This is a genomic window from Pseudanabaena sp. PCC 9330, assembly GCF_055795045.1.
Genome location: NZ_JAYFES010000055.1, coordinates 22,025 through 43,498, shown reverse-complemented (window position 1 = coordinate 43,498; position 21,474 = coordinate 22,025). Strand labels below are relative to the sequence as shown.

The window sequence follows — 21,474 nt, the reverse complement described above, 5'->3', positions numbered from 1 at the left end:
CGCTGGTTGGCCTCACCGTTTCACCCAACCCCTGGCACACTAGAATAATGTCGCTCCTACCATGGTGCCAGCCTTGTGCTAGACCTAGCCGAACTATTTCCCTTTCCCCTCGACGATTTTCAGCGCCAGGCGGCGGCGGCCCTCGATGCTGACAAGTCGGTGGTAGTCTGCGCCCCCACCGGCTCCGGCAAAACCCTGATCGGCGAATACGCCATTTACCGGGCCATGGCCCACGGCAAACGGGTGTTTTATACCACTCCGCTGAAGGCGCTATCTAACCAAAAACTGCGCGACTTTCGCGACCAGTTTGGCTATGAGAATGTGGGTCTGCTGACCGGCGACCTCTCCATCAACCGCGATGCCCCGATCGTGGTGATGACCACCGAAATCTTTCGCAACATGCTCTACGGCACTCGCATTGGCGAGACCGGCACTACCCTGCAACAGGTAGAAGCCGTGGTGCTTGACGAGTGCCACTACATGAACGATCGCCAGCGCGGCACCGTCTGGGAAGAGTCGATTATCTACTGCCCGCCCGAGATTCAGCTCTTGGCCCTCTCTGCCACGGTCGAAAACTCGGGCCAGCTCACCGACTGGCTGCAAAAGGTGCACGGCCCCACGGAGCTGATCTACTCCGACTTTCGCCCGGTGCCCTTGCAGTTTCACTACTGCACCGGTAAGCGGCTGGTGCCGCTGCTAGATACCTCCCAAAAGGCCATCAACCCCCAGCTCAAAAAGCAGCGCGCTCCCCAGCGCCAGCCCGGTCGGCGGGGCGGCGGGCGGGTGAGTTTGCCCTTTGTCATGGGCCAGCTGCAAGAGCGCGACATGCTGCCCGCCATCTACTTTATTTTTAGCCGCCGGGGCTGCGACAAATCGGTGGAAGAGGTGGCCCATATGTCGCTGGTCACCGAGGCCGAGGCCGACGAACTCAAGCTGCGGATTGACACCTTTCTCGCCCACAACCCCGACGCCGGGCGGGCGGGCCAAGTGGGGCCGCTGTACCGGGGCATTGCCGCCCACCACGCGGGCATTTTGCCCCTGTGGAAGGGGCTGGTGGAAGAGCTGTTTCAGGCCGGGCTGATCAAGGTGGTGTTTGCCACTGAGACCCTGGCGGCGGGCATCAACATGCCTGCCCGCACCACGGTGATCGCCAGTCTGTCAAAGCGTACCGACATGGGCCACCGGCTGCTGACTTCCTCGGAGTTTTTGCAGATGGCGGGGCGAGCCGGGCGGCGCGGCATGGATCTCCAGGGTCATGTGGTGACGGTCGAGAGCCCCTTTGAAGGATCGCGGGAGGCGGTGCACCTGGCCACCTCGGGGGCCGACCCGCTGGTGAGCCAGTTTACTCCTGGCTACGGCATGGTGCTCAACCTGCTGCAAACCCATACCCTAGACGAGGCCAAGGACTTAATTGAACGCAGCTTTGGCCAATATCTGGCCACCCTGCACCTGGTGCCCCAGCAGCAGGAGATCGATCGCATCGAAGGAGCCGTGGCCCACCAGCAGGCCCAGCTCGCCGCCTTTGACGACGGACTGCTGGCCGAATACGCCAAGCTCAAGGAGCGCCTCAAAGAAGAGCGTCGGTTACTCAAGACCCTTCAGCAGCAGGCGGCCCAGGTGCTGGCTGACGATGTAGCCAAGATGGTGCCCTTTGCGATCGCAGGCACACTCCTTTCCCTCAAGGGCAAGCACATTCCCGTGGGGGAACCCGTCCCCGCCGTGCTGGTGACCAAGGTGCAGGGGTCGGGCCAGTTTCCTTACCTGGTGTGCCTGACTAAAACTAACCACTGGTGTGTGGTCACCGCCGCCGATGTAGTCGGCCTCCACGCCGACATTCCTCGCTTGCAGGCGGTCGATACCCTGGCCCCACCCAGCGAGCTGTTGCCCAGCCCAGGCAAGCGCTGCCGAGGCGATGACTATACCGCTGGCATTGCCGCTACCATGGCCACACCCCCCACCCTCGAAATGCTGGCCCCCGAGGTGCAAGACCAGCTCGATCGCATGCGCGAGGTCGAGCACACCCTGGCCACCCACCCCGCCAGCCAGTGGGACAATGCCAAGGGCCTGCTCAAACGCCAAAAGCGGCTGCACGACCTGCAGGATGAACTGCGCGATCGCCAGCAAAAACTCGCCCAGTACACGGGCCGCTACTGGCAAGAATTTCTCAACATTATGGACGTGCTCCAGCACTTTGATGGGCTAGACGACAACAAACCCACCGAGCTGGGCGAAATGGCCGCCGCCATTCGCGGCGACAACGAGCTATGGCTGGCACTGGCGCTGCGATCGGGCGAATTTGACCACCTCGATGCCGCCCAGCTGGCCGCCGCCTTTGCTGCCCTAGTCACCGAAAACTCGCGCCCCGACAGCTGGTGCCGCTACAAGCTCTCGGGCCAGGTTGAAGAAGCGCTGGGGGGGCTGCACTATCTGCGCCGCCAGCTCTACCAACAGCAGCACCGCCGCCACATTACGGCCCCCATCTGGCTGGAGTACGACCTGGTGGGCATGGTCGAGCAGTGGGCACTCCAGGTTGACTGGGTGACCCTGTGCGAAAACACCAGCCTCGATGAAGGCGATATCGTCCGCATTCTGCGCCGCACCCTAGACGTGCTGTCGCAGATTCCCCACGTGCCCTACATCAGCGACGAACTGCGCACCGCCGCCCGCCAGGCCAAAGACATCATGAACCGATTCCCGGTTAACGAGGAGATTGGTTAGCTGCGGAGAGCCTTATATTCTGTAGGTCCTTTGGCTTAACCCTCTTTAATACCCTCATTTGTAGGGACATTGCAGTGCAATGCCCCTACGAGGTATCGGTTTCGGATTAGGGTTTTGTCGGTCGGATTGGGTATGCGACCAAAGCCATTTCTCGAACAGAACTTCCCTGCACTGGGCAAACAACCGTTTGCCCATACGGCAGAACAACGCTTCAGCGCGACATGAAGCTAGGACAGACCGCTATCCCTAGGCTCAGGTCGCTGCTCAGCCAAAAACTGCTCCACCTCTCGACTCAAACTTTGTACGGCACCGCCAATGTCGGTGATGGTAGTTTCGAGCTGGGCAGAGGCGGCAACTGCGGTCTGTAGACGGTTCAAAATGTTGTTGACTTGCTCTCGATAGCGCACTTCAAATTCTTGCGGATCCATGCAGACAAAACCTCGTGACAATTTCAATTCAGGAACATAAGTAACTATGGATACAGAGTAGACGGAATTATTCCGGATAAAACTCCTAAAATCGGGCCATTTAGCTGAGCCCAGCGGTGCTTAATAGCAGAGCACCTCAGGGTTTTTACTGAGAAGAGTGGCGCTGGGGCAGGCGATCGCCGCCAAAACGCAAGCTGACCGCCAAAAGACCAATGGCTGAGTTTGGCCAAGTTTTGAGCGGATCGAGCCGCTCGATCGCAGCCCAGTTCCCAGCATCATCCTGACTGGGGGACGGTAACCCTGGGGTGAAAGCGGCGTCTGACCCAGCAATTTTGTCGCTATCCTGGTTAGAGTGTCAGCCCGTTGATTTAGCCCCTAGGCAGCGCCTGTGAGTTCTACGGTTCAGCCCATTACCCTGGTCAACGACCCCGATCGCCTGGAGGCGCGGCTCAAAGAGATTCCCAAAGAACCGGGGGTCTACTTTATGCGAGACAGCCGCGACCAGATTCTCTACATCGGCAAGTCGAAATGTCTGCGGACGCGGGTCAGGTCGTACTTTCGCGACTTTCACGGCCACATGCCCCGCATCGCCGTCATGGTGATGCAGATTGTCGAGATCGAGTTTATCGTCACCGACACCGAGGCCGAGGCCCTGGCCCTAGAGGCCAATTTAATTAAGCAAAACCAGCCCCACTTCAACGTGCTGCTGAAGGATGACAAGAAGTACCCGTACCTCTGCGTCACCTGGTCAGAAGACTACCCCCGGATTTTTATCACCCGCAAACGGCGCAAAAGCCTGAAGGACAGGTACTACGGCCCCTACGTCGATGTGGGCCTGCTGCGCAGCACCCTGCATCTGGTGAAGCGAATCTTTCCGCTGAGGCAGCGGCCCCAGCCCGTCCACCGCGATCGCCCCTGCCTCAACTACGACATTGGCCGCTGCCCCGGCGTCTGCCAGCAGCTGATCACCCCAGAGGACTACCACAAAACCCTCCAGCGCGTGGTCATGGTGTTCCAGGGCCGCACCACCGAGCTGGTGGATATTCTCACTGGCCAGATGGAGCGGGCCGCCGAAGACCTCAAGTTTGAACAGGCGGCCCACCTGCGCGATCAGATCCGCGGGCTGGAGCGGCTGTGCGCCGACCAGAAGGTGGCATTACCGGATGACACGATTTCGCGGGATGCGATCGCCCTGGCTGCCGACGACAAACACGCCTGCGTCCAAATCTTTCAGGTACGGGCCGGTCGCCTGGTGGGCCGCCTGGGCTTCACCGCCGATGCCGAGTCGGGCACCCCCGGCGAAATTCTCCAGCGGGTGCTGGAAGACCACTATCAAACCGTCGAAGCCGTCGAAATTCCGGCCCTGATTCTCGCCCAGCACGAGCTGCCCGAGGGCGACATGCTGACCCAATACCTCACCCAGCGCCGAGGCCGCAAGGTCTCGGTCGAGGTGCCCCAGCGCCAGACCAAAGCCGACCTGATCGACATGGTCGAGCGCAACGCCCAGTACGAGCTGGCCCGCACCCAGGCCGCCGCCGATCGCAACATTCAGGCCCTGCAAGACCTGGCGATCGCCATTGACCTGCCAGACCTGCCCAAGCGCATTGAGGGCTACGACATCTCCCACATCCAGGGTTCCGACGCCGTCGCCTCCCAGGTGGTGTTTGTAGATGGTATGCCCGCCAAGCAGCACTACCGTCACTACAAAATCAAAAATCCCGAGGTGAAGCCCGGCCACTCCGACGACTTCGCCAGCATGGCCGAGGTGATTCGCCGCCGCTTTCGCCGCTACGCCACCGACCCCACCAAACAGCGCCTGGGCAACCCCGACTGGCCCGACCTGGTGATGATCGACGGCGGCAAAGGCCAGCTCTCCGCCGTGGTAGAGGTGCTGAAAGAACTCAACCTGCTCCAAGATCTCAACGTGGTCAGCCTGGCCAAAAAGCGCGAAGAGATCTTTCTGCCCGGTGAATCGATCCCCCTCGCCACTGAGGCCGACCAGCCCGGTGTGCAGCTGCTGCGCCGCCTGCGCGACGAAGCTCACCGCTTTGCCATCAGCTTTCACCGCAAGAAAAGGACCGATCGAATGCGGCGATCGCGCCTCTCAGAAATCCCCGGACTGGGCCAGCACCGCCAGAAAGAACTCCTCGCCGCCTTCCGCTCCATCGACTACATCCGCGAGGCCAGCCCCCAGCAGCTGGCCACCGTCCCCGGCATTGGCCCCCAGCTAGCCCAGCAGATCTATGAGTACTTCCATCCCCAGGCCGAAGAGGTAGATGAGGTAGGGTAAACATGATTACCCTATCGATCACGGCACCTTAGCCGGAAAGTACGCCGCTTGGGGTGAAGCTGTTGCTAGGGCTTAGGGTAGTAAGCAGTGGCCAAGAGAGTTAAAGCCGGTAATCAGCAGGAGCACGTCGAGCGGGTAGCCTGGGATCTGTACGACAACCTGCGATTACAAGGCAAGCGAGTTAGCAAAAATCTGGTTTGGAAGCAGGCAGAGAAGATTGCTGGGAACCCATTAAGAACAACGCTGTTTGCTATACATCGCCCACTGATTAGACTTGAGAAAAACGCATGGGAACCCCTACTAACATGGGCTAATAATCAAGCGCTGTTGAGCCTGTTGGGGCTGATTGGCAATGCTGGAATTATCCTTGCAGTCTTGACCTATATCGGGACAGAAAAACAGCGTCGAGATGCTGAAGTGCTCAATGCCTGGCAAACGATCACGTCAGCCTATGGGCAGTCAGGTAGTGGGGGTAGAATACAAGCTTTGGAATTTCTCAATGCCTCACCAGGCGCAAACTGGCGACGAAAGTTCCCATGGTTTTGCTCTCCCCACCCATTTTGTACATGGAAGGCAGAACAGCTAGATGGTATTACCCTTGGAGCTGTTCCATTAGACGAAGTCCTAGTAGATGAAAATCGATCCGGTGTTTATTTACAAGGAATCCAGCTCCCGAAAGCAAGCCTATTTAAAGCAGACCTCAGTAGGGCCAACCTTGGCCAGGCCAATCTTAGCGGTGCCGACCTCAGCGGGGCGAATCTTAGCGGGGCTAACCTCAGCGGTACCGACCTCAGCGGGGCCATCCTCAGCGGTGCCGACCTCAACAGGGCTTACCTCATCAGGGCCGACCTTAGCAGAGCCGACCTCAGTGTTATCATCGTGTTATTGGCCGATCCTCGGATAGCCACCACCAGCAGGGCCAACCTCAGCAGAGCTTACCTCAGCGAGGCCATATTCATAGACGCCGACCTCAGCGGTGCTGATTTCAGCTATGCCATCCTCAACGATGCCAACCTCAGCGGGGCAATCCTCACCAATGCTCACCTCAGCAGGAGCCTTGGTTTAACAGACGAACAACTCGCTCAGGCCAGGCTCTGTCGCACTACACTACCCGATGCCAGCACCCTTAACCCCGACCGTGACTGTAAAGAGCTAGGCATAGAGCCGGAGACAGGGAGGTTGATCACGCCATAAGTTGAATACTTGTCAATCAAACAACCACTCAACCAGTACACCTCACGGACAAACCGAGCGCCTCTAGGGTTCTGGCAGTTTTCGTGTGAGGTGTAATGCCTTTCCTGTGCCGCCTTCCGCTCCACTACATCCACGAAGCCAGCCCCCAACAGCGGAGGAGGTTGAGGAGCTAGAGCGCATGGATAAGCCTGTACGACAATCAGGGAGTCAACCCCAGGAATCGTCGCTAACGTGACCTTTGACGAGCGCTTTCCCCTTAGGCTCTACTCAATACACACCAGTCATCCATGCCGACCTCGCCAGAGCTTGATCCCTCCTAGCCCCCCTTAAAAGGGGAGCAGAGTCAAAGTCCCCCTTGAAAAGGGGGATTTAGGGGGATCTTCCAGAATTTGGCCGTAACAACAGGATCTATGTACTTAGTAGCCCTCAGACTCTACAGATCTGCCAGGTTAACCCCGGCGGGCAGCTTCTCAATTTTGAAGTCGGTGATGCCGTAGAGCAGCGACAAAATGGGGCTGGCAATGTTGAAAATGGCGAAGGGAAAGTACAAAAATGTGGACACCCCCAGCGTCACCGCCATGAAAGCACCGCAGGAGTTCCACGGAATCAGCGCCGAAGTCACCGTACCCGCGTCGGCGGCTAGGCGCGACAGGTTTTGGGGCTGCAACCCCCGATTTTGAAACTCGACGCGAAACATGCGGGCGGGCAGCACCAGGGCGATGTACTGGTCGCCCGCAAAAATATTTAGGCCGATCGCCGTGGCCACTGCCGTGGCAAACAGTTTGCCCTGGGTGCGCGCCCGCAGCAGCACCGGGTTGATCAGCTTGGCCAGCATGCCAAACTCTTCCATCAGGTTGCCAAAGGTGACCGCGCCAATGATGATCCACAGGGTGTAGAGCATGCTGTCCATGCCGCCGCGCGACAGCAGGCGATCGACATCGGCAATGCCAGAGTTTTCGCTAAAGCCGTTGGCCATGGCCAGCCACACGCCCTTAAGAAACACCAGCGCCATGGCGGTATCGGGTTCATTCACAAAGCGAATGATAGCCTGGGGCTGAAGCGCGATCGCCGTCAGACCACCCACCAGGGCCGCAATTATAATCGCCAGGGAGGCGGGCACCTTGCGGTAGGAGAGAAACCCCAGCAAAAACATGGGGAACAGCGCCAGGGGAGTGATCCAAAACAATTCATTCAGCCGGGTCAGCTCGGTGACGGTGTCGACCCCGGCGGTGACCTCGGTCTGGCTGCCGATGATGGTAAACACCACCAGGGCGATCAGGAAGGCTGGCCCCGAAGTCCACAGCTGGGCCTTGATGTGGGTGTAGATATCGGTGCCGACCAGCTGGGCGCTCAGCACCGTGGTCTCTGAGAGCGGGGAGGTCTTGTCGCCAAAGTAAGCGCCCGAGATCACCGCCCCCGCCGTCACCACCGGGGAGACCCCCAGCGCGGTGGCAATGCCCACCAGCCCCACCCCAATGGTGCCAGCGGTGGTCCAAGAACTGCCGATCGCCGTGGAGACAATGGCGCAGATGACCGCCGAAGCCAGGTAAAACCAGCCGGGCTTCAAAATCTGAATGCCGTAGTAGACCAGGGTGGGAATGGTGCCCGCCATGTTCCAGGTGCCGATCAGGGCACCCACCGCCAGCAAAATAAAGATGGCGCTGGTCACCGACGACACGGCCCGGCCTCCGGCAGCGCTAATCTCTGACCAGGGGTGGCCATTTTTGAGAATGATTATGGCAGCTACCATAGCGCTGAGAATGAGCGCCACCTGCACTGGGCCATCCACCGCAGAGAGGCCAAATAGCCCCACGGCACCGCCGATCAGGCTGATTAGTACCACCAGGGGCACAATGGCGTCAAAAAATGAAGGGGGGCGAGGAGTTGGAGGCGAGGGGGCCATGGGGGATCTCCTTGGGTAAATGGGGGAGTTTTGACTGTTCAGTTTTGAGTTAGAAGGTTGGACTATCCCCGCCTGGGAGGGGGAGGGGTGGGTTCAGGAGAAATGGGGACGAGGGGGAGATAGAGCGATGACAGGTCGGTATACTTCCTCACCTCACCTACCCTTTTCACGCCTCTTCCTGGCTGTACAAAATCTGCACAATCCGCCGCCCCGGTTCGCAGAGAGCGTCGCGGGCAACGACGGCGATCTCTCCAGCGACAGGGGCACGGTATTCGGCCACCACATCGCCAAAGGCATCGCGCTGGAGGGCAACAATTTGGCCAGGGGTGACGCGATCGCGCAGCCCCACCCGCAGCTCTAAAAAACCGCCCAATGTGGCGCGGACGGTGGCCAGAGCATTGCCAAAGACGGTGCCTGCCTCGGCGGCGGTGCGCCCCAGGGGGCCAGGGAGAATGCCGTAGTGCTTCAGCACGTTGAGGCTGCCTTCGACGGCCAGGGCAATCTTGGCGGGCTCAAACCGTCGGCCCTCGCCAATTTCCACGGTCAGCGAGGGAATGCCTGCGACCACAAAGGTGGTTTCGAGGGTGCCCGCCAGCCCCGCATCATCTTTAATGTGTTCGGCGGGGAACAGCTCGGCCATCTGGCGAATGGCAGGCTGACGCAGATCGGCGTAGAGAAACATCGTAAAGGCGCTGCCGGTGGTGATGGTGTGGTAGTCCAGCACGGCGTCCATGTTGTTGACAAACAGCCGATTCCACAGCAGCCCGGCGTGGCGAGTGACGGGGTTGTCGCCGGTTTCGTCGCCGGGCCACACCCGGTTCATATCCAGCTCTAGGCCGCCCTGCATGGCTGTGGGCCAAAAGGGGCGGGTAGATTCGATCGCCGGACGCGACACCCCCAAGACAGCAATCACCGTCCCCGCCATCGCCGCTGGGTCGAGCTGGGCCATCACCCGCTGCACCGCGTCGATGCCGCTGACCTCGTCGCCGTGGATGCCTGCGATCAGGCCAATGCAGGGGCCGGGGCGACGGCCCTTGACCACCAGCACCGGCACGTACCAGTGCTGGCCCGTGCCCATCTGCACCCCCTGGAAGTAGAAGCGATGGCGATCGCCCTCGGGCAGATCGGCGATCGCCAAATGGCTGATCACCGGAATGCCCTGGAGAGTATCACCTGTGTACTGGGTTTTGGCGAGGGGGGTTAGCTCAGGGGCCTTGGGGGTGGTGGTCATGGGCGATCGCTCTTATATCAACATTGGGGGCAGATCCCAGAATCCTTTGAGACCCCGTCAGGAGGCTGGGCATTCTCTAGGGGAACCCTGGGATTTGGGCTCTAAATCATCGGCTCGTGGGTCTTGAGGTTAAACCGGTAGCCCTGGGGCAAAATGTGTAGCTTCACGTTGCACAGGGCGATCGGTTCATCCTTTAGCAGGCCGTCGAGGTTGTTGTGGGTGGCGGTGGTCTCATCGACCACAGTAATTGCTCCCGACCCCACCACCTCAAACTCGTCGCCCCTGACAATAATGGCAGTGTCTTCGTCGATGCCCAGGCCCAGCACCGCTGGCTCTAGCACTAGGGCTGCCAACAGCCGCCCCAGCCGCCCCCGCTGAGAAAAATGTTGGTCGATCACAATGTGTGGCATAAAGCCCATACCGGGGCCAACTTCGACCGCGTCTACGCTGGGGTTTGACACCGACGCCCCGCCCACAATCATCTGGTCGGGCATCATCGCGGCCCCGGCGCTGGTACCGCCAATCACGGCCCCTCCTTGGTGGCGATTGTGGATCAACTTGCCCAGAGGGGTGTCTTTGATAAAGTCAACAATGCGCGCCTGGTCGCCCCCCGTGAAGAAAATGCCGGTGGCCTCTTTGACCTTGGCCAGGTTTTCTTCACGGTCAGAGTCTTCGCGCCTTTCAGTGTGAACCACCTCTACCCGATTGGCCCCCAGCCGCTCAAAAATGCGGATGTAGTCGTCGCCAACTTCGACCGGGGCGGTGGTGGCAGCGGTCATCACCGCAATGCAGGCATTGATGCCCCCGGCGGCACGGATAAATTCTCTCAGTACGACGCAGTCGCCTTCGCGATCTTCTGCCCCACCGATAATGACCAATGGCCCTGGTTGTTGCTCGGTTCCCATGGTGGTTACTCTCAACTCAGTAGATTTAGGTTTGGGATGCAGTGTGGCAACCGACGTAACGGTTGCTACAAAATTCATCATCATGGGAAATGCTGGCAACAGGGGTTAACTTTGACAAACCTGAGGTTTTTGCGCCCCCATCCAGCCAACCCCATAGCCTCAAACCATAGGCCTATTCAACGCTCCCAGGCACACTGGGCACCTCGCCGGGTACGTAGCCAGGCAAACGCCGCGACGGCACAATCACCAGCAGCGATAGCACTGCCATGGTGAGAAAAGAGAGCTTGAGGGCTCGCAGCCGAGCCGCCGCGTTGATCTCTACCGCCGCCGCCACCTGTTCGGGGGTAGCGGTGGTAGCGGCCAGGGTGTTTTCCAGGCGATCGTTGCTGACAAAGGTGACGTTGTCGAGGTTGACCTGCTGAATCAACTCCGGCGGGATGGCAGGGTTATCGACCACCCCGCGCTGAATGTTGAGGCTGAGAATGCCCACCACCAGCGCCCCAGCCAGGGCTGTACCGACCCCCGCCGCCAAGTTGTTGACGGTGCCGCGCAGGGCACCCACATCCGCCGCCAGTTCTTTAGGGGATGACGTCACCAGCACGTTAAACAGCAGCGTCACCAGCGAACCCTGGCCCAGACCCACCAGCACCAGGCCAAAGATCACCAGAATGTTGCTCCACTGGTTGTTCATCACGATCGCCAGCACCACCATACCCACCGAGACCAGCATGAAGGCGTTGCGGGCGATCTGGCGGGGCGAGAGGCGATCGAAAATTTGCACGATGGAGATGGCAGCGGCAAATACCGCTAGCTGGTATGGAATCATCGCCACCGAGGTGTCAAAGCTGCTGCGACCCTGCACCATTTGAATGTAAAGCGGCACCAAAAACGTCAGCGCGTTGCCGAGAATGACAATGGACATCATCGAGTACACCGCCGCCTGCTCTTTTGGTGAGTCGATCACCTCCAAGGCCAGCAGAGGAGTGAGCTCAGCCGCCTGCCGCCGCTGAGCCCAGGCAATAAACAGCTGCACCCCGACCACGCCCAGCACCACCATGATCGGTGCCGGTGACACGCCCAAGGGCGCAAAGGGGGCCGCCGCTCGAGCGGGCAGCAGACCCCAGCTATTCAAATTGTTGACGCCGACGCTGATCAAAATGATAGACAGGGCCGCCAGCACCACGCCCACCCAGTCGATCTTGACACCAGGAATTCTGGGCACTGGCTTGAGGCGCAGGCTGAGCAGCAGCACCACCGCCGTAAAGGGAATGATGATGCCAAAAGCCCAGCGCCAGCCAATCCAGGTGCCGAGGGCACCGGCCAAAAAGAAGGCGGTAACGGTGGTAATTGCCTGCACCGCGCCTAAAATGCCCAGCGCCTTAGACTGCTGCTTGCCCCGGTAGTTGTTGGCAATCAGCACCACCAGGGTGGGCACGATCGCCGCCGCCGCCAGCCCTGCAATCAGCTGAGCCACAATCATAATCTCGGCGCTAGAGCTAAAGGTCATGAGCACCATGGCCAGCAGCAGCAGACCAGTGGCGATGCGAAAGACATTCAGGGAGCCAAACTTTTGGCCCAGCTTGCCCCCCAGCATGACAAAGCCCGCCACCGCCAGAGAGTAGGCCACGATCGCCGTACCGACCGTAGTGGGCGAGGTGTCAAACTCGTTGACGATGTTGCCGATGGAAACGGGCAGAGCGTTGATGTTGAGCGACATCTGCACCTGGCCCATGCCGATCACAACCATCGGCAGCCAGGAGTCTTGGAGTTCGGCATCAATGCCGGGGGCGGGGGAAGATTGGGCAGTCATAGGGGTGAATGGGTAGATGGATGGATTCCGAAAATCCCCTCCTGGGAGGGGTAGGGGTGGGTTCCAGTGAGGTAGATGGGTGGATTCCGAAAATCCCCTCCTGGGAGGGGTGGGTCTGTGTAGGAGATGTAAGGGGTGGGATCTGCCTGAGAAGGGTAGGGGTCCCTTGACCCACCCCGCCCGTTGGGCACCCCTCCCAGGAGGGGAGGAGTTACGCGCTAGGTCGGGAGGCAAACAAATTTAAGCCCAGCTGTTCCGACAAAAACTGCGTCACCAGCTGCCCCTTAACGCTGTTGCCCGCCTCATCCAGGGGCGGGGCGAAGGTGGCGAGGCCGCCCTTGCCGGGGGCAACCGTTAGCAAACCACCGCTGACCCCACTTTTGCCGGGTAGCCCGGTTTCGTAGAGCCAGTCGCCGGAGTTTTCGTACAGCCCAGCGGTGACCATGACAGCGAGCACGTGCTGGCAATGGATCGGGTCAATAACGGCGTCTTGGGTAACTGGATTCACGCCGCCGTTTGCCAGGGTCGCCGCCATCACCGCCAGATCTCGCGCGGTGACGTTGAGGGAGCACTGCTTGGTGTAGACATCGGTGGCCTCGACCGGGTCAAAAAAGATGCGATCGTAGGCTTGCAGCAGCTTGGCAATGCCGGTGTTGCGCTGGTTAGTAGCGGCCTCAGATTCGTACACGGCCTGGTTGAGAGTGAGGGTGCGCCCCGCAAACCGCGACAGCTGGGCCTGGATGAACTGCCACTTGGCTTCGGCGGTGTCGCCGGGGGCCAGGCTGGTGGTGGCGATCGCCCCCGCATTCACCATCGGGTTATTGGTGCCCTCGTCGATGCGCTCCAGAGCGATCACCGAGTTGAAGGGCAGGCCGGTGCTGTTGACCCCCAGCTTTGACTGGGCGACATCTTCACCGATCGCCTGGCAGATCAGGGCAAACACAAAGGGCTTCGACACGCTCTGAATCGAGAATTCGTAGTCGATGTCGCCCATGCCGTGAATTTCGCCGTTAACGCCCACGACGCAAAGGCCAAACAGATCGCGAGGTACCGCCGCCAGGGCGGGAATGTAGTCGGCGACCGTGCCGTCATCTACCGTTTTGAAGCGATCGTAGGCGTCGTTAATGAGGGTTTTGACGCGATCGGGATCGGGCAAATGTCCGGTGGAGATGGGCGGGGTTGCCCCACTCCCTAGCTCAGACAGACTTGCGGGAGGATCCTGATTTCGCTGAGAAAATCGCCATCTATTCAGCAGCATTGCCCGTACCCAGTAGTTTGGCTTTGGCAATCTGAAACTCGTCGTCGGTCAGGGCACCGACCTCTTTGAGCTGGGCTAGCTGCGCCAGTTGAGCGACCAAATCGGTTGGGGGTGCGGCGGGCAGTGGCTCTACAGCCGCAGGCGGGGGCACTATCTCGATCTGCTGGGGCTGGGGGTCAGTGGCCGATCGGCGCGCCGCCTTGCTGTGCATGGCGTTGCTGGTGGCCTGGCTGGTGGCGGTCATGGCGCTGCTGATGACTGAGGCGCGGGCGGCGGTGCGGAGCAGGCTGGGTTGGTTGCGGCGGTTTCTACGCATGGGTTGGAGGGGTGAGTTATAAGGGGTGAATTCAAAAGGCAAAATTCAAGATTCAGTCTGGGCGGCCAGGGCTTCATCGACTACGCGGCTGGGGATGCGATCGCTCAGCACCAGCTGCCCCCCGGCTTTGACGACCGCATGGCTAAAGGCGGTGGCCCAGGTGTTTTCAAACAGCAAGATGACCGCGAAGGAGTCGTTGTCTAGGCCCTCGGCAATGTCGGTCACATCTTGCTCAGAGATTAACCCCGAAATGTCGGCCACCAGGGGGTCTAAAAAGCTGTGGTCGATGTGATCCATCTCGTCGATTTCAACCAGGGTGACGTCACCGCTGCCGTGTTTTTGGACAAACACAATATCGACGATGCGAATCATGCGGCTGTCGATCAGCGCTTTGAGGGCGGCGGCAATGTCATCAGAAATCGCCGCCGTCGGGAATTTAATACAGAGAATTTCGATCGGGCCGAGGGGCATAGAGCGAACCTTTTACACGAGGGGAGAAAGGGATTTTGAGTTTTGAGTGAGGGGCCGCAACTCAAAACTCAAAACTGATCTAGTAGCGCAACGTCAGGGCGATGCCGTGGTAGTCGGATAGGGAGCCGTCTTCCATTAGCATCACGTCGCCGCCCTTAGCCAGGACGGCTTCGATGATTTCGTCGATCGCATCGTCCATCACCTCGGTGCCACCCTTGGCTTCGACAATCTGGAGGCCGCCCCGTTCGTCTACCACGCCGGGGACATGGTAATTGCCCTCAACCAGCAGCAGTTTGCCGCGCCCTTCGTTGGCCAGCTGCCAGATCTCTTGCAGGGCGGTGGAGACTTTTTTCTCGCCCATGGCGGTGTCGAGGGCTTTGAGGGCGTCGGTGCGCTGCTGGGCGCGCACCTGCTGAATGAAGGGCCACACCTGGGGCACCAGTTCGGCCTCGGTGGCGCTGTCAAAGTTGCCGGAGATAGTGCCCGCAATCTGGGTGCTGTACTGGGAGACTTCCTGGAAGAACGAGATCTGGCGCACCACACCGCCCACGACGATGGGCAAGCTGTCGCCCTCGGCCACGGCGCTAAAGGCGCGATCGACCGACTGGAAAAAGCGGCGATGCCGATCGTCCATGTACGCAGAGTCGGCGCTGTCGGGCAGGGCAGTGGTGGCCCCAGGGCCTTCCATTTGCAACGGAAAGTCTTTGTTCTTGACTTCTTCGAGGGTGTCGCCCGTGCCCGCCAGCAGGCGACTGGCATTTTGGCTGAGCAAAACCACCCAGTAGCGCTGGGCGCGGTGCAGGCCGTAGACCAGGTCGCGGGTGGCAAAGCTCTGGTCGATGATTACCCGCTGGGGCACGGTGAAGGGTAGGTAGAATTTTTTGGCCATGTCGTGGCTGGCAAACAGGGCCAGGCCGTCGAGGGCGTAGGTGTAGTCGATGTCTTCCACCAGTGCGTCCAGGTTTGTCAGCAGCGGCTCTAGATCGCGGGCGGAGAACTCCTTCGAGAGGCGATCTTTGGCGTCGGCTACCAGGTTTTTCACCAAAATCGGGTCTTGCTTGTTGTCAGGGGAGGTGCGGTGGGTGGGCAGCAAAATCGACAGGGCAGGCACCTTGGTGAGGGCTTGCAGTTCCTTGAGGTCGTGGCGAGTAATCATGGGCGTTTCCTATAGCGTTGATCGGTAGGGTGGGCAATGCCCACGGTTCAAGTTGCGGAGGGGCGATCGCCCTGGTGGGCAATGTTGTGGTTGGGTCTGAGGGCTGTCGTTGGGCGAGTGGTGGGCAATGCCCTACGGGGATCCAGAATTAGACCTACGGATGGGCCATGCGATCGAGGGCAACGGTGACGGCTAAAATCAGGATGTCGTTTTGGGAGGGCTCAATCTGCACGCCGTAGGTGTTGGCAATGCGGAACCAGCGTTTGGAGACTTCGGCCACTTTGCGGCCCTCTTCGCCGATGGTGTACTCGTAGTCGAGCACGTTGCCCCGCACGGCCAGATCGGGGCCATCGCCCACTTTGACCGTCCAGCGATCGCGCAGGGGCGAAATCAGCGCTTTCTTCACCGTGGCCAAAGGTTCATCGTTAGCCCCTTCAATGGTCATGGTGTCTTTGATGGTCAGCAGCTTTTCCTGGATTTTGCACACCCGGTTGCCCTGCATGTCTTCAAAGAAGAGGGTGTTGCGCACCCGCAGCAGCTTGCCGTCCACCTTAAAGACCCGCTGGCTCTGGGCATCTTCAATCCAAAAGTCATCGCCGAGGGAAAACAGGCTTTCCCGCAGTCGGTACTGGGTGGCGGTGCCCCGACGGCCAAATACCTCACGTTCCTCTTTGCGCTGTTCGCGACGGCTGGGTCGATCTTTGTTAAACATAGGGCTTCCTCGGTGAGGTGAATCGGGGTGCTGGCGCTGGGAGTATGGCGGGCTGCTCGTTGACTGATACCGAATCCTGCCTGCATAACCCCGGTTGGAAGGGGCATTGCAGTGCAATGCCCCTACGAGATCTCTGTTTCGAGTCGGTATTTCCCAGGGCTGATTGGCGTGGCTCGGCTCCCCTCTCCCCCTGGGAAGGGGGCTGGGGGTGAGGGCCAGGTTAGGCTGACAGGACTTTGAGCCTTACGCTTCGGCAGCAGCCTCCTCCCCAGCAGGCTCCAGCAAAATTTCAGCCTCATCCAGAAACAGGCCCTCGTCGGTGGCGAAGATGCTGCTGGCCTCTACCGTTTCGCCAAGCTGAGCCACGCGGGCGGCCCCCATCGCCTCGGCGCTGGCCCCGGCGGTGTAAAGCACGTTGCCCCCGGCCTCTAGCTGCTCGGCAATGTCGGCCTTAATGACATCGCGGACGAGCTGGGCACCGGCATCCATCAGGGCGGCTTCGAGTTTCTCGACCCAGGTGTGCTCAATGATGGCGATGATCGCCGAGGTGTTGGGCTGGAGAGCACCCCCCAGATCTTTCATTTCGGCTTTGAGGGGGGCGCTGCGCAGCTTGCCCACCAGAGCACCGATGACGCTACCCCCGGCGGCGATCGCCGTTACCGGCGGGGCCAACACCAGACCAATCAGCCCGCCCACGATGCCGCCCGTGACCAAGCCCTTGCGGCTGCGGCGTTTGGCATCGGTAATTTTGAGCTTACCTTTGGCGTTTTTCACCACTACAGCGGCGTCGATGATGCCAATCAGCCCCTCCCGCTTGCCTGCTTTGAGGTCGGCCATCACGGCACCGGCTGCGTCGGGGTCGTTAAAGGCGGCAACAATGATTTGAATGGGGCGATCGCTCATGAGTTTTTCTCCGTCCAGAGCCAGTCCAGAGTCAGGGAGAGGCGATCCACCCCCTGCATCGACTAGGGTTTAATGTTATGTGTCAATGACCTTACGCACCAAACCTAGGAAATCGATAGGATGTCGGGCCAGAAAAGCGGGGTGCGCGGTGAGGCGATCGCACTGCCTGATTAGCTGAGCCCTGAGGTTACGTTGGGTTGCGCGCGGTCTCGTCCATGGAACTTCTACCCCCCAAGTGGGCATATCTTAGGTGGAGCCTGACTGTCGGAGGGCGATGCATGAAGGTATCGTTGCGATCGCTGTTGATTATTCCCTTCATGCTACAGGTGGTGGGGGTTACTGCCCTGGTAGGCTATTTGTCGTACCGCAGTGGTCAGCAGGCGGTAGAAAACCTCGTCCATCAGCTCATGGCCGAGACCGGGGCCAGGGTCACGCAAAAGCTAGACAGCTACCTGTGGAATGCCCAGCGGCTGAACCAGCTCAACATCGAGACCTGGCGCTCAGGGGCAATCAGTTTAGACAATCTCGATCAGCTCCATCGCTATTTGCTGTTAAAGCACCGAGAATATCCCGAAATTACCAGCATGCAATTAGCGACCCCAGCGGGGGATTTTTTAGTCTCTCACCGGGTTTTTCCAGAAGATTTCCAGGCGGATCGCACCGCCCTCAAGCCTGCCGATCTGCCCTTTGAAGCGGGGCGAGTCTCGCCTCAAACCCCCGATCTGCTAGAACTCCATGCCATTGATCAGGAGGGGCATCTGGGGCGGCTGGTCGAAAGCATACAGGACTTTCAGGTGCACCAACGGCCCTGGTACCGGCTAGCCGTAGACACTGGGCAACCGGGCTGGACCGATCTCTTTCAAGTTGGCAGCACCAATCTTCTGGCGCTCAATACCTACGCCCCCTTCTATGACGGCCAGCAGACCCTACAGGGGGTCTTTGCCGTCAATCTCAGCCTTGAGCAGATCGATGATTTTTTAGACCACTTGCAGGTCGGCAAAACCGGAGCCGTGTTCATAATGGAGCGCAATGGTCTTTTGCTCGCCACCTCCACCCCCGACCCTGCCTACCTGACCCCAGGCTTTCAGTCCTACAGTAACCGCTCCCCATTGCCCACCACCCGCCCTGGAGAGGTAGACTTCCAGCGTTTGGCCGCCGCCGACAGTTCTAATCCCCTCGTGCGCCATGCCGTTCGCCAGCTCACCCAGGACTTTGGCTCGTTGGCGGCCATTCAGGCGGCGGAGGTGCTAGAGGTGGCGATCGCAGGTCGTCGCTACTTTATCGAGGTTATGCCCTACCACCAGGCCCTGGGGCTAGAGTGGCTGCTGGTGACGGTGGTGCCCCAGGCCGATTTTATGGCCGAAATTCAGGCCAACGTGCGCCACACAGTCTGGCTGTGCAGTCTGGCGCTGGCCATCTCCCTGGGGTCGGGCCTGCTGGTGGTGCGCTGGGTCACCCAGTCGTTGACGGATCTCGGCCAGGCGGCCCAGCAGTACGCCGCCCAGGGCAAACCCCTGGCGCTCAAGGCCACCCCGATTCAAGAGCTGAGTACCCTAAAAGCCGTCTTCGAAGACATGACCTTGCAGATCGAAAACCAAAAGGAGGCCCTGGCCAGCAACATCAAAAATGCAGAGCTGGAGAATTTTTTCTCGGCTTCCATCGACCTGCTGTGCATCAGCGATCGCGGGGGACGGTTTCATCGGCTCAATCGGCAGTGGGAGGAAACCCTCGGCTACCCGCTGGTCACCCTGGAGCGATCGCCCATGATCAACCTCGTGCATCCCGAGGATCTAAACTGCACCCTGGAACAAGCCAGCCAGCTGCGGGCCGGGCAGTCGGTTCACAACTTCGTCAACCGCTATCGCCACCGGGATGGCACCTATCGCTGGATTGAATGGCGCTCTGTGCCGGTGGGATCGTTGATTTATTCTGCCGCCAGAGATATTACCGATCACACCCTGCTAGAGCAAGAGCTGCAGCGCCTCAATCAGCAGCTTCAGCAGCTGGCCACCACCGACAGCCTCACCCAGGTCGCCAATCGCCGCCACATGGAAAGCCACCTGCAAGCAGAGTGGCAGCGCTGCCAGCGCGACCACACCAGCCTGGCCCTCATTCTGCTGGATATCGATTACTTCAAGGCCTACAACGACTGCTACGGACATCTGCAAGGGGATGTCTGTCTACAGCAGGTGGCCCAACTGCTGCAACGGGCTGTCCATCGCCCCGGCGATCTGGTAGCCCGCTACGGCGGCGAAGAATTTGTGCTGATTTTGCCCAACATCCAGCTCCAGGGCGCAATTCACGTGGTGGAGGATATCCAAACGGCTTTGACCACCCTGGCTCTGCCCCATGCGGCCTCTCCAGTGCGTGATACGCTGTCGATGAGCTTTGGCATTGTGGTGATCACCCAGGTGGATGGCCTCACGCCCGACCAGGCGCTGAACCTAGCCGACCAGGCCCTGTACCGGGCCAAGCAAACCCGCAACACCTACCAAACGCAGGTTGTCTAAGGGCACTCCAGTCTCCGGGGGGCTTGGCCTCTGCCTGGGAGAACAGGCTACAGCGGCAGGGCTGGCCTGGGCCACAGCCAAAATTACCGAAGGCGATTTTCGCTTCAGCGGGGTTTTGAATCGCACCTTCCCTTCCGCCGAAGCAAGAGAAAACTGGGTGAGGAAAGGCGGAGAAAGGTCGTTTTCCCCGATGCTCACCCAGGGAGAGATGTACGGCTAGAAATCCGTTAAAAATCTACGGCGTCGCGGATGATCGGGCAGGTCATGCAGTGGCCGCCGCCGCGCCCGCGCCCCAGCTCGGCCCCAACGATGGTGACCACTTCGACCCCCTCTTTGCGCAGGGCGGTGTTGGTGACGGTGTTGCGGTCATACATCACCACCACGCCGGGCTCCAGACACACGGCGTTGTTGCCGCTGTCCCACTGCTGGCGCTGCTCTTGGTAGGCGTTGCCGCCGGTCTCCACCACGCGGATTTTCTTCAGCCCCAGGGCGTCGGCCACCACTTCTACAAAGCTCTTGTCTTCTTTGACGATGTCGTAGCCAGGGGCCTTGTCGCTGGGGTAAATCGAGAAGGTGACCACTTGATCCATGATCGGTGGGAAGAGGGTGACTAGGTCGCGATCGCAGAAGGTAAACACCGTATCTAAGTGCATGGCCGATCGCAGCTTGGGCATGCCCGCCACAATCACCCGCTCAGCCCCGCCCTTGGCAAACAGGTTGGCCGCCACCTGGGTAATCGCCTGGTAGGAGGTGCGCTCGCTCATGCCCACCAGCACAATGCCCTTGCCGATAGGCATCACATCGCCGCCCTCAAAGGTGGCGGTGCCGTGGTACTCAGTGGGGTCGCCCCACCAGATCGGAAAATCGGCGCTGGCAAAGCTGGGATGGAATTTGTAGATCGAGGTGGTCAGCACCGTCTCCTCGTGGCGGGCAGGCCAGTAGAGCGGGTTGAGGGTGACGCCGCCGTAGATCCAGCAGGTGGTGTCGCGGGTGTAGAGGGTGTTGGGCAAAGGCGGCAGCAGGTAGCCCGCGTAGCCGTCGTTGTCTTGAGCCAGCTTGAGCAGTTCACTGCCAAAGCCCGTGGGCATGTCGTAGACGGCGAGGCCGCCGATCAGGTACTTGGCCAGATCCGCCGGGGGCAGCTCATCCAGGTAGGCGCGCACGTCGTCGACCAGGCCCAGGCCAATCTGGTTGGGCACGATCTGCTGGTCGAGAATCCACTTTTTGGCCTCGGGGATGGCGACGGTTTCGGCCAGCATTTGGTGCATCTCGATCACGTCGATGCCGCGATCGCGCATCTTCAGCACAAAGTCGGCGTGGTCACGCTTGGCCATCTCCACCCACAGCACATCGTCAAACAGCAGGTCGTCGTTGTTGCTGGGGGTGAGGCGCGAGTGGGCCAGGCCGGGGGAGCAGACCATGACTTTGCGCAGTTTGCCCACTTCAGAGTGGACGCCGTAGATGGGAGTTTCGGTGGTCATAGGGGGTTCCGTGGATGGGGACAAGGGGATTCAAAAGGCAAAATTCAAGCTGTCAGGGGTTGACCCACCCCGCCCTTCGGGCACCCCTCCATGGGAGGGGAAATAGTCTGAAAATCCCCTCCTGGGAGGGGTAGGGGTGGGTTGGCCCGGGTAGGCGCGAGTTGAACCCACCCCGCCCTTCGGGCACC

Annotated in this window: 16 protein-coding genes; 4 read left to right on the top strand and 12 right to left on the bottom strand. The window is 60.0% G+C overall.

Going from position 1 to position 21,474, the window contains the following annotated elements:
- The first annotated feature begins 75 nt into the window (after positions 1 to 75).
- A complete protein-coding gene (locus AC0QKW_RS02505) occupies positions 76 to 2,718 on the top strand; it encodes a DEAD/DEAH box helicase (RefSeq protein WP_473149476.1) in 2,643 nt (880 codons plus the stop codon).
- Positions 2,719 to 2,945: 227 nt separating this feature from the next.
- On the opposite strand, the gene AC0QKW_RS02500 is transcribed toward AC0QKW_RS02505, so the two are convergent.
- Positions 2,946 to 3,146 carry a hypothetical protein gene (locus tag AC0QKW_RS02500; RefSeq protein WP_473149475.1) on the bottom strand — a complete coding sequence of 67 codons (201 nt, stop codon included), beginning with the start codon at positions 3,144 to 3,146 and terminating at the stop codon, positions 2,946 to 2,948.
- Positions 3,147 to 3,534: 388 nt separating this feature from the next.
- Between AC0QKW_RS02500 and uvrC the strand changes: the two genes are divergently transcribed.
- Positions 3,535 to 5,436, top strand: a complete 1,902-nt coding sequence (gene uvrC / locus AC0QKW_RS02495) for an excinuclease ABC subunit UvrC (RefSeq protein WP_473149474.1) — start codon at positions 3,535 to 3,537, stop codon at positions 5,434 to 5,436.
- Between the two features lie 87 nt (positions 5,437 to 5,523).
- Positions 5,524 to 6,630 (top strand): pentapeptide repeat-containing protein, encoded by a 1,107-nt coding sequence (locus tag AC0QKW_RS02490; RefSeq protein WP_473149473.1) that lies wholly within the window; start codon positions 5,524 to 5,526, stop codon positions 6,628 to 6,630.
- A gap of 433 nt (positions 6,631 to 7,063) precedes the next feature.
- Here the strand turns inward: AC0QKW_RS02490 and nhaC are convergent, their stop codons facing one another.
- From nhaC to AC0QKW_RS02440, 10 genes are all read right to left on the bottom strand, one after another.
- On the bottom strand, positions 7,064 to 8,533 hold the full coding sequence (nhaC, locus tag AC0QKW_RS02485) for a Na+/H+ antiporter NhaC (RefSeq protein WP_473149472.1): 1,470 nt from the start codon (positions 8,531 to 8,533) through the stop codon (positions 7,064 to 7,066).
- 166 nt (positions 8,534 to 8,699) lie between these two features.
- The gene (locus AC0QKW_RS02480; protein ID WP_473149471.1) at positions 8,700 to 9,764 is read right to left on the bottom strand and encodes a succinylglutamate desuccinylase/aspartoacylase family protein; all 1,065 of its coding nucleotides are present in this window, start codon (positions 9,762 to 9,764) and stop codon (positions 8,700 to 8,702) included.
- A 101-nt stretch (positions 9,765 to 9,865) separates the two neighbouring features.
- On the bottom strand, positions 9,866 to 10,669 hold the full coding sequence (locus AC0QKW_RS02475; protein ID WP_473149470.1) for a cyanophycinase: 804 nt from the start codon (positions 10,667 to 10,669) through the stop codon (positions 9,866 to 9,868).
- A gap of 172 nt (positions 10,670 to 10,841) precedes the next feature.
- A complete protein-coding gene (locus AC0QKW_RS02470) occupies positions 10,842 to 12,479 on the bottom strand; it encodes an MFS transporter (RefSeq protein ID WP_473149469.1) in 1,638 nt (545 codons plus the stop codon).
- Between the two features lie 211 nt (positions 12,480 to 12,690).
- The gene (glsA, locus tag AC0QKW_RS02465; RefSeq protein ID WP_473149491.1) at positions 12,691 to 13,635 is read right to left on the bottom strand and encodes a glutaminase A; all 945 of its coding nucleotides are present in this window, start codon (positions 13,633 to 13,635) and stop codon (positions 12,691 to 12,693) included.
- Positions 13,636 to 13,723: 88 nt separating this feature from the next.
- Positions 13,724 to 14,053 carry an SHOCT domain-containing protein gene (locus tag AC0QKW_RS02460; protein WP_473149468.1) on the bottom strand — a complete coding sequence of 110 codons (330 nt, stop codon included), beginning with the start codon at positions 14,051 to 14,053 and terminating at the stop codon, positions 13,724 to 13,726.
- 45 nt (positions 14,054 to 14,098) lie between these two features.
- The gene (locus tag AC0QKW_RS02455; RefSeq protein WP_473149467.1) at positions 14,099 to 14,524 is read right to left on the bottom strand and encodes a DUF6325 family protein; all 426 of its coding nucleotides are present in this window, start codon (positions 14,522 to 14,524) and stop codon (positions 14,099 to 14,101) included.
- 79 nt (positions 14,525 to 14,603) lie between these two features.
- Positions 14,604 to 15,680, bottom strand: coding sequence for an AOC03_06830 family ribosome hibernation factor (locus tag AC0QKW_RS02450; RefSeq protein ID WP_473149466.1), 1,077 nt, complete (start codon positions 15,678 to 15,680; stop codon positions 14,604 to 14,606).
- Positions 15,681 to 15,834: 154 nt separating this feature from the next.
- Positions 15,835 to 16,392, bottom strand: a complete 558-nt coding sequence (locus tag AC0QKW_RS02445; RefSeq protein WP_473149465.1) for an LURP-one-related/scramblase family protein — start codon at positions 16,390 to 16,392, stop codon at positions 15,835 to 15,837.
- Between the two features lie 243 nt (positions 16,393 to 16,635).
- The gene (locus AC0QKW_RS02440; protein WP_473149464.1) at positions 16,636 to 17,295 is read right to left on the bottom strand and encodes a DUF1269 domain-containing protein; all 660 of its coding nucleotides are present in this window, start codon (positions 17,293 to 17,295) and stop codon (positions 16,636 to 16,638) included.
- 278 nt (positions 17,296 to 17,573) lie between these two features.
- Between AC0QKW_RS02440 and AC0QKW_RS02435 the strand changes: the two genes are divergently transcribed.
- A complete protein-coding gene (locus AC0QKW_RS02435; protein WP_473149463.1) occupies positions 17,574 to 19,805 on the top strand; it encodes a diguanylate cyclase domain-containing protein in 2,232 nt (743 codons plus the stop codon).
- A 227-nt stretch (positions 19,806 to 20,032) separates the two neighbouring features.
- Here the strand turns inward: AC0QKW_RS02435 and arcA are convergent, their stop codons facing one another.
- A complete protein-coding gene (gene arcA / locus AC0QKW_RS02430) occupies positions 20,033 to 21,286 on the bottom strand; it encodes an arginine deiminase (RefSeq protein ID WP_473149462.1) in 1,254 nt (417 codons plus the stop codon).
- Positions 21,287 to 21,474: the final 188 nt, after the last annotated feature.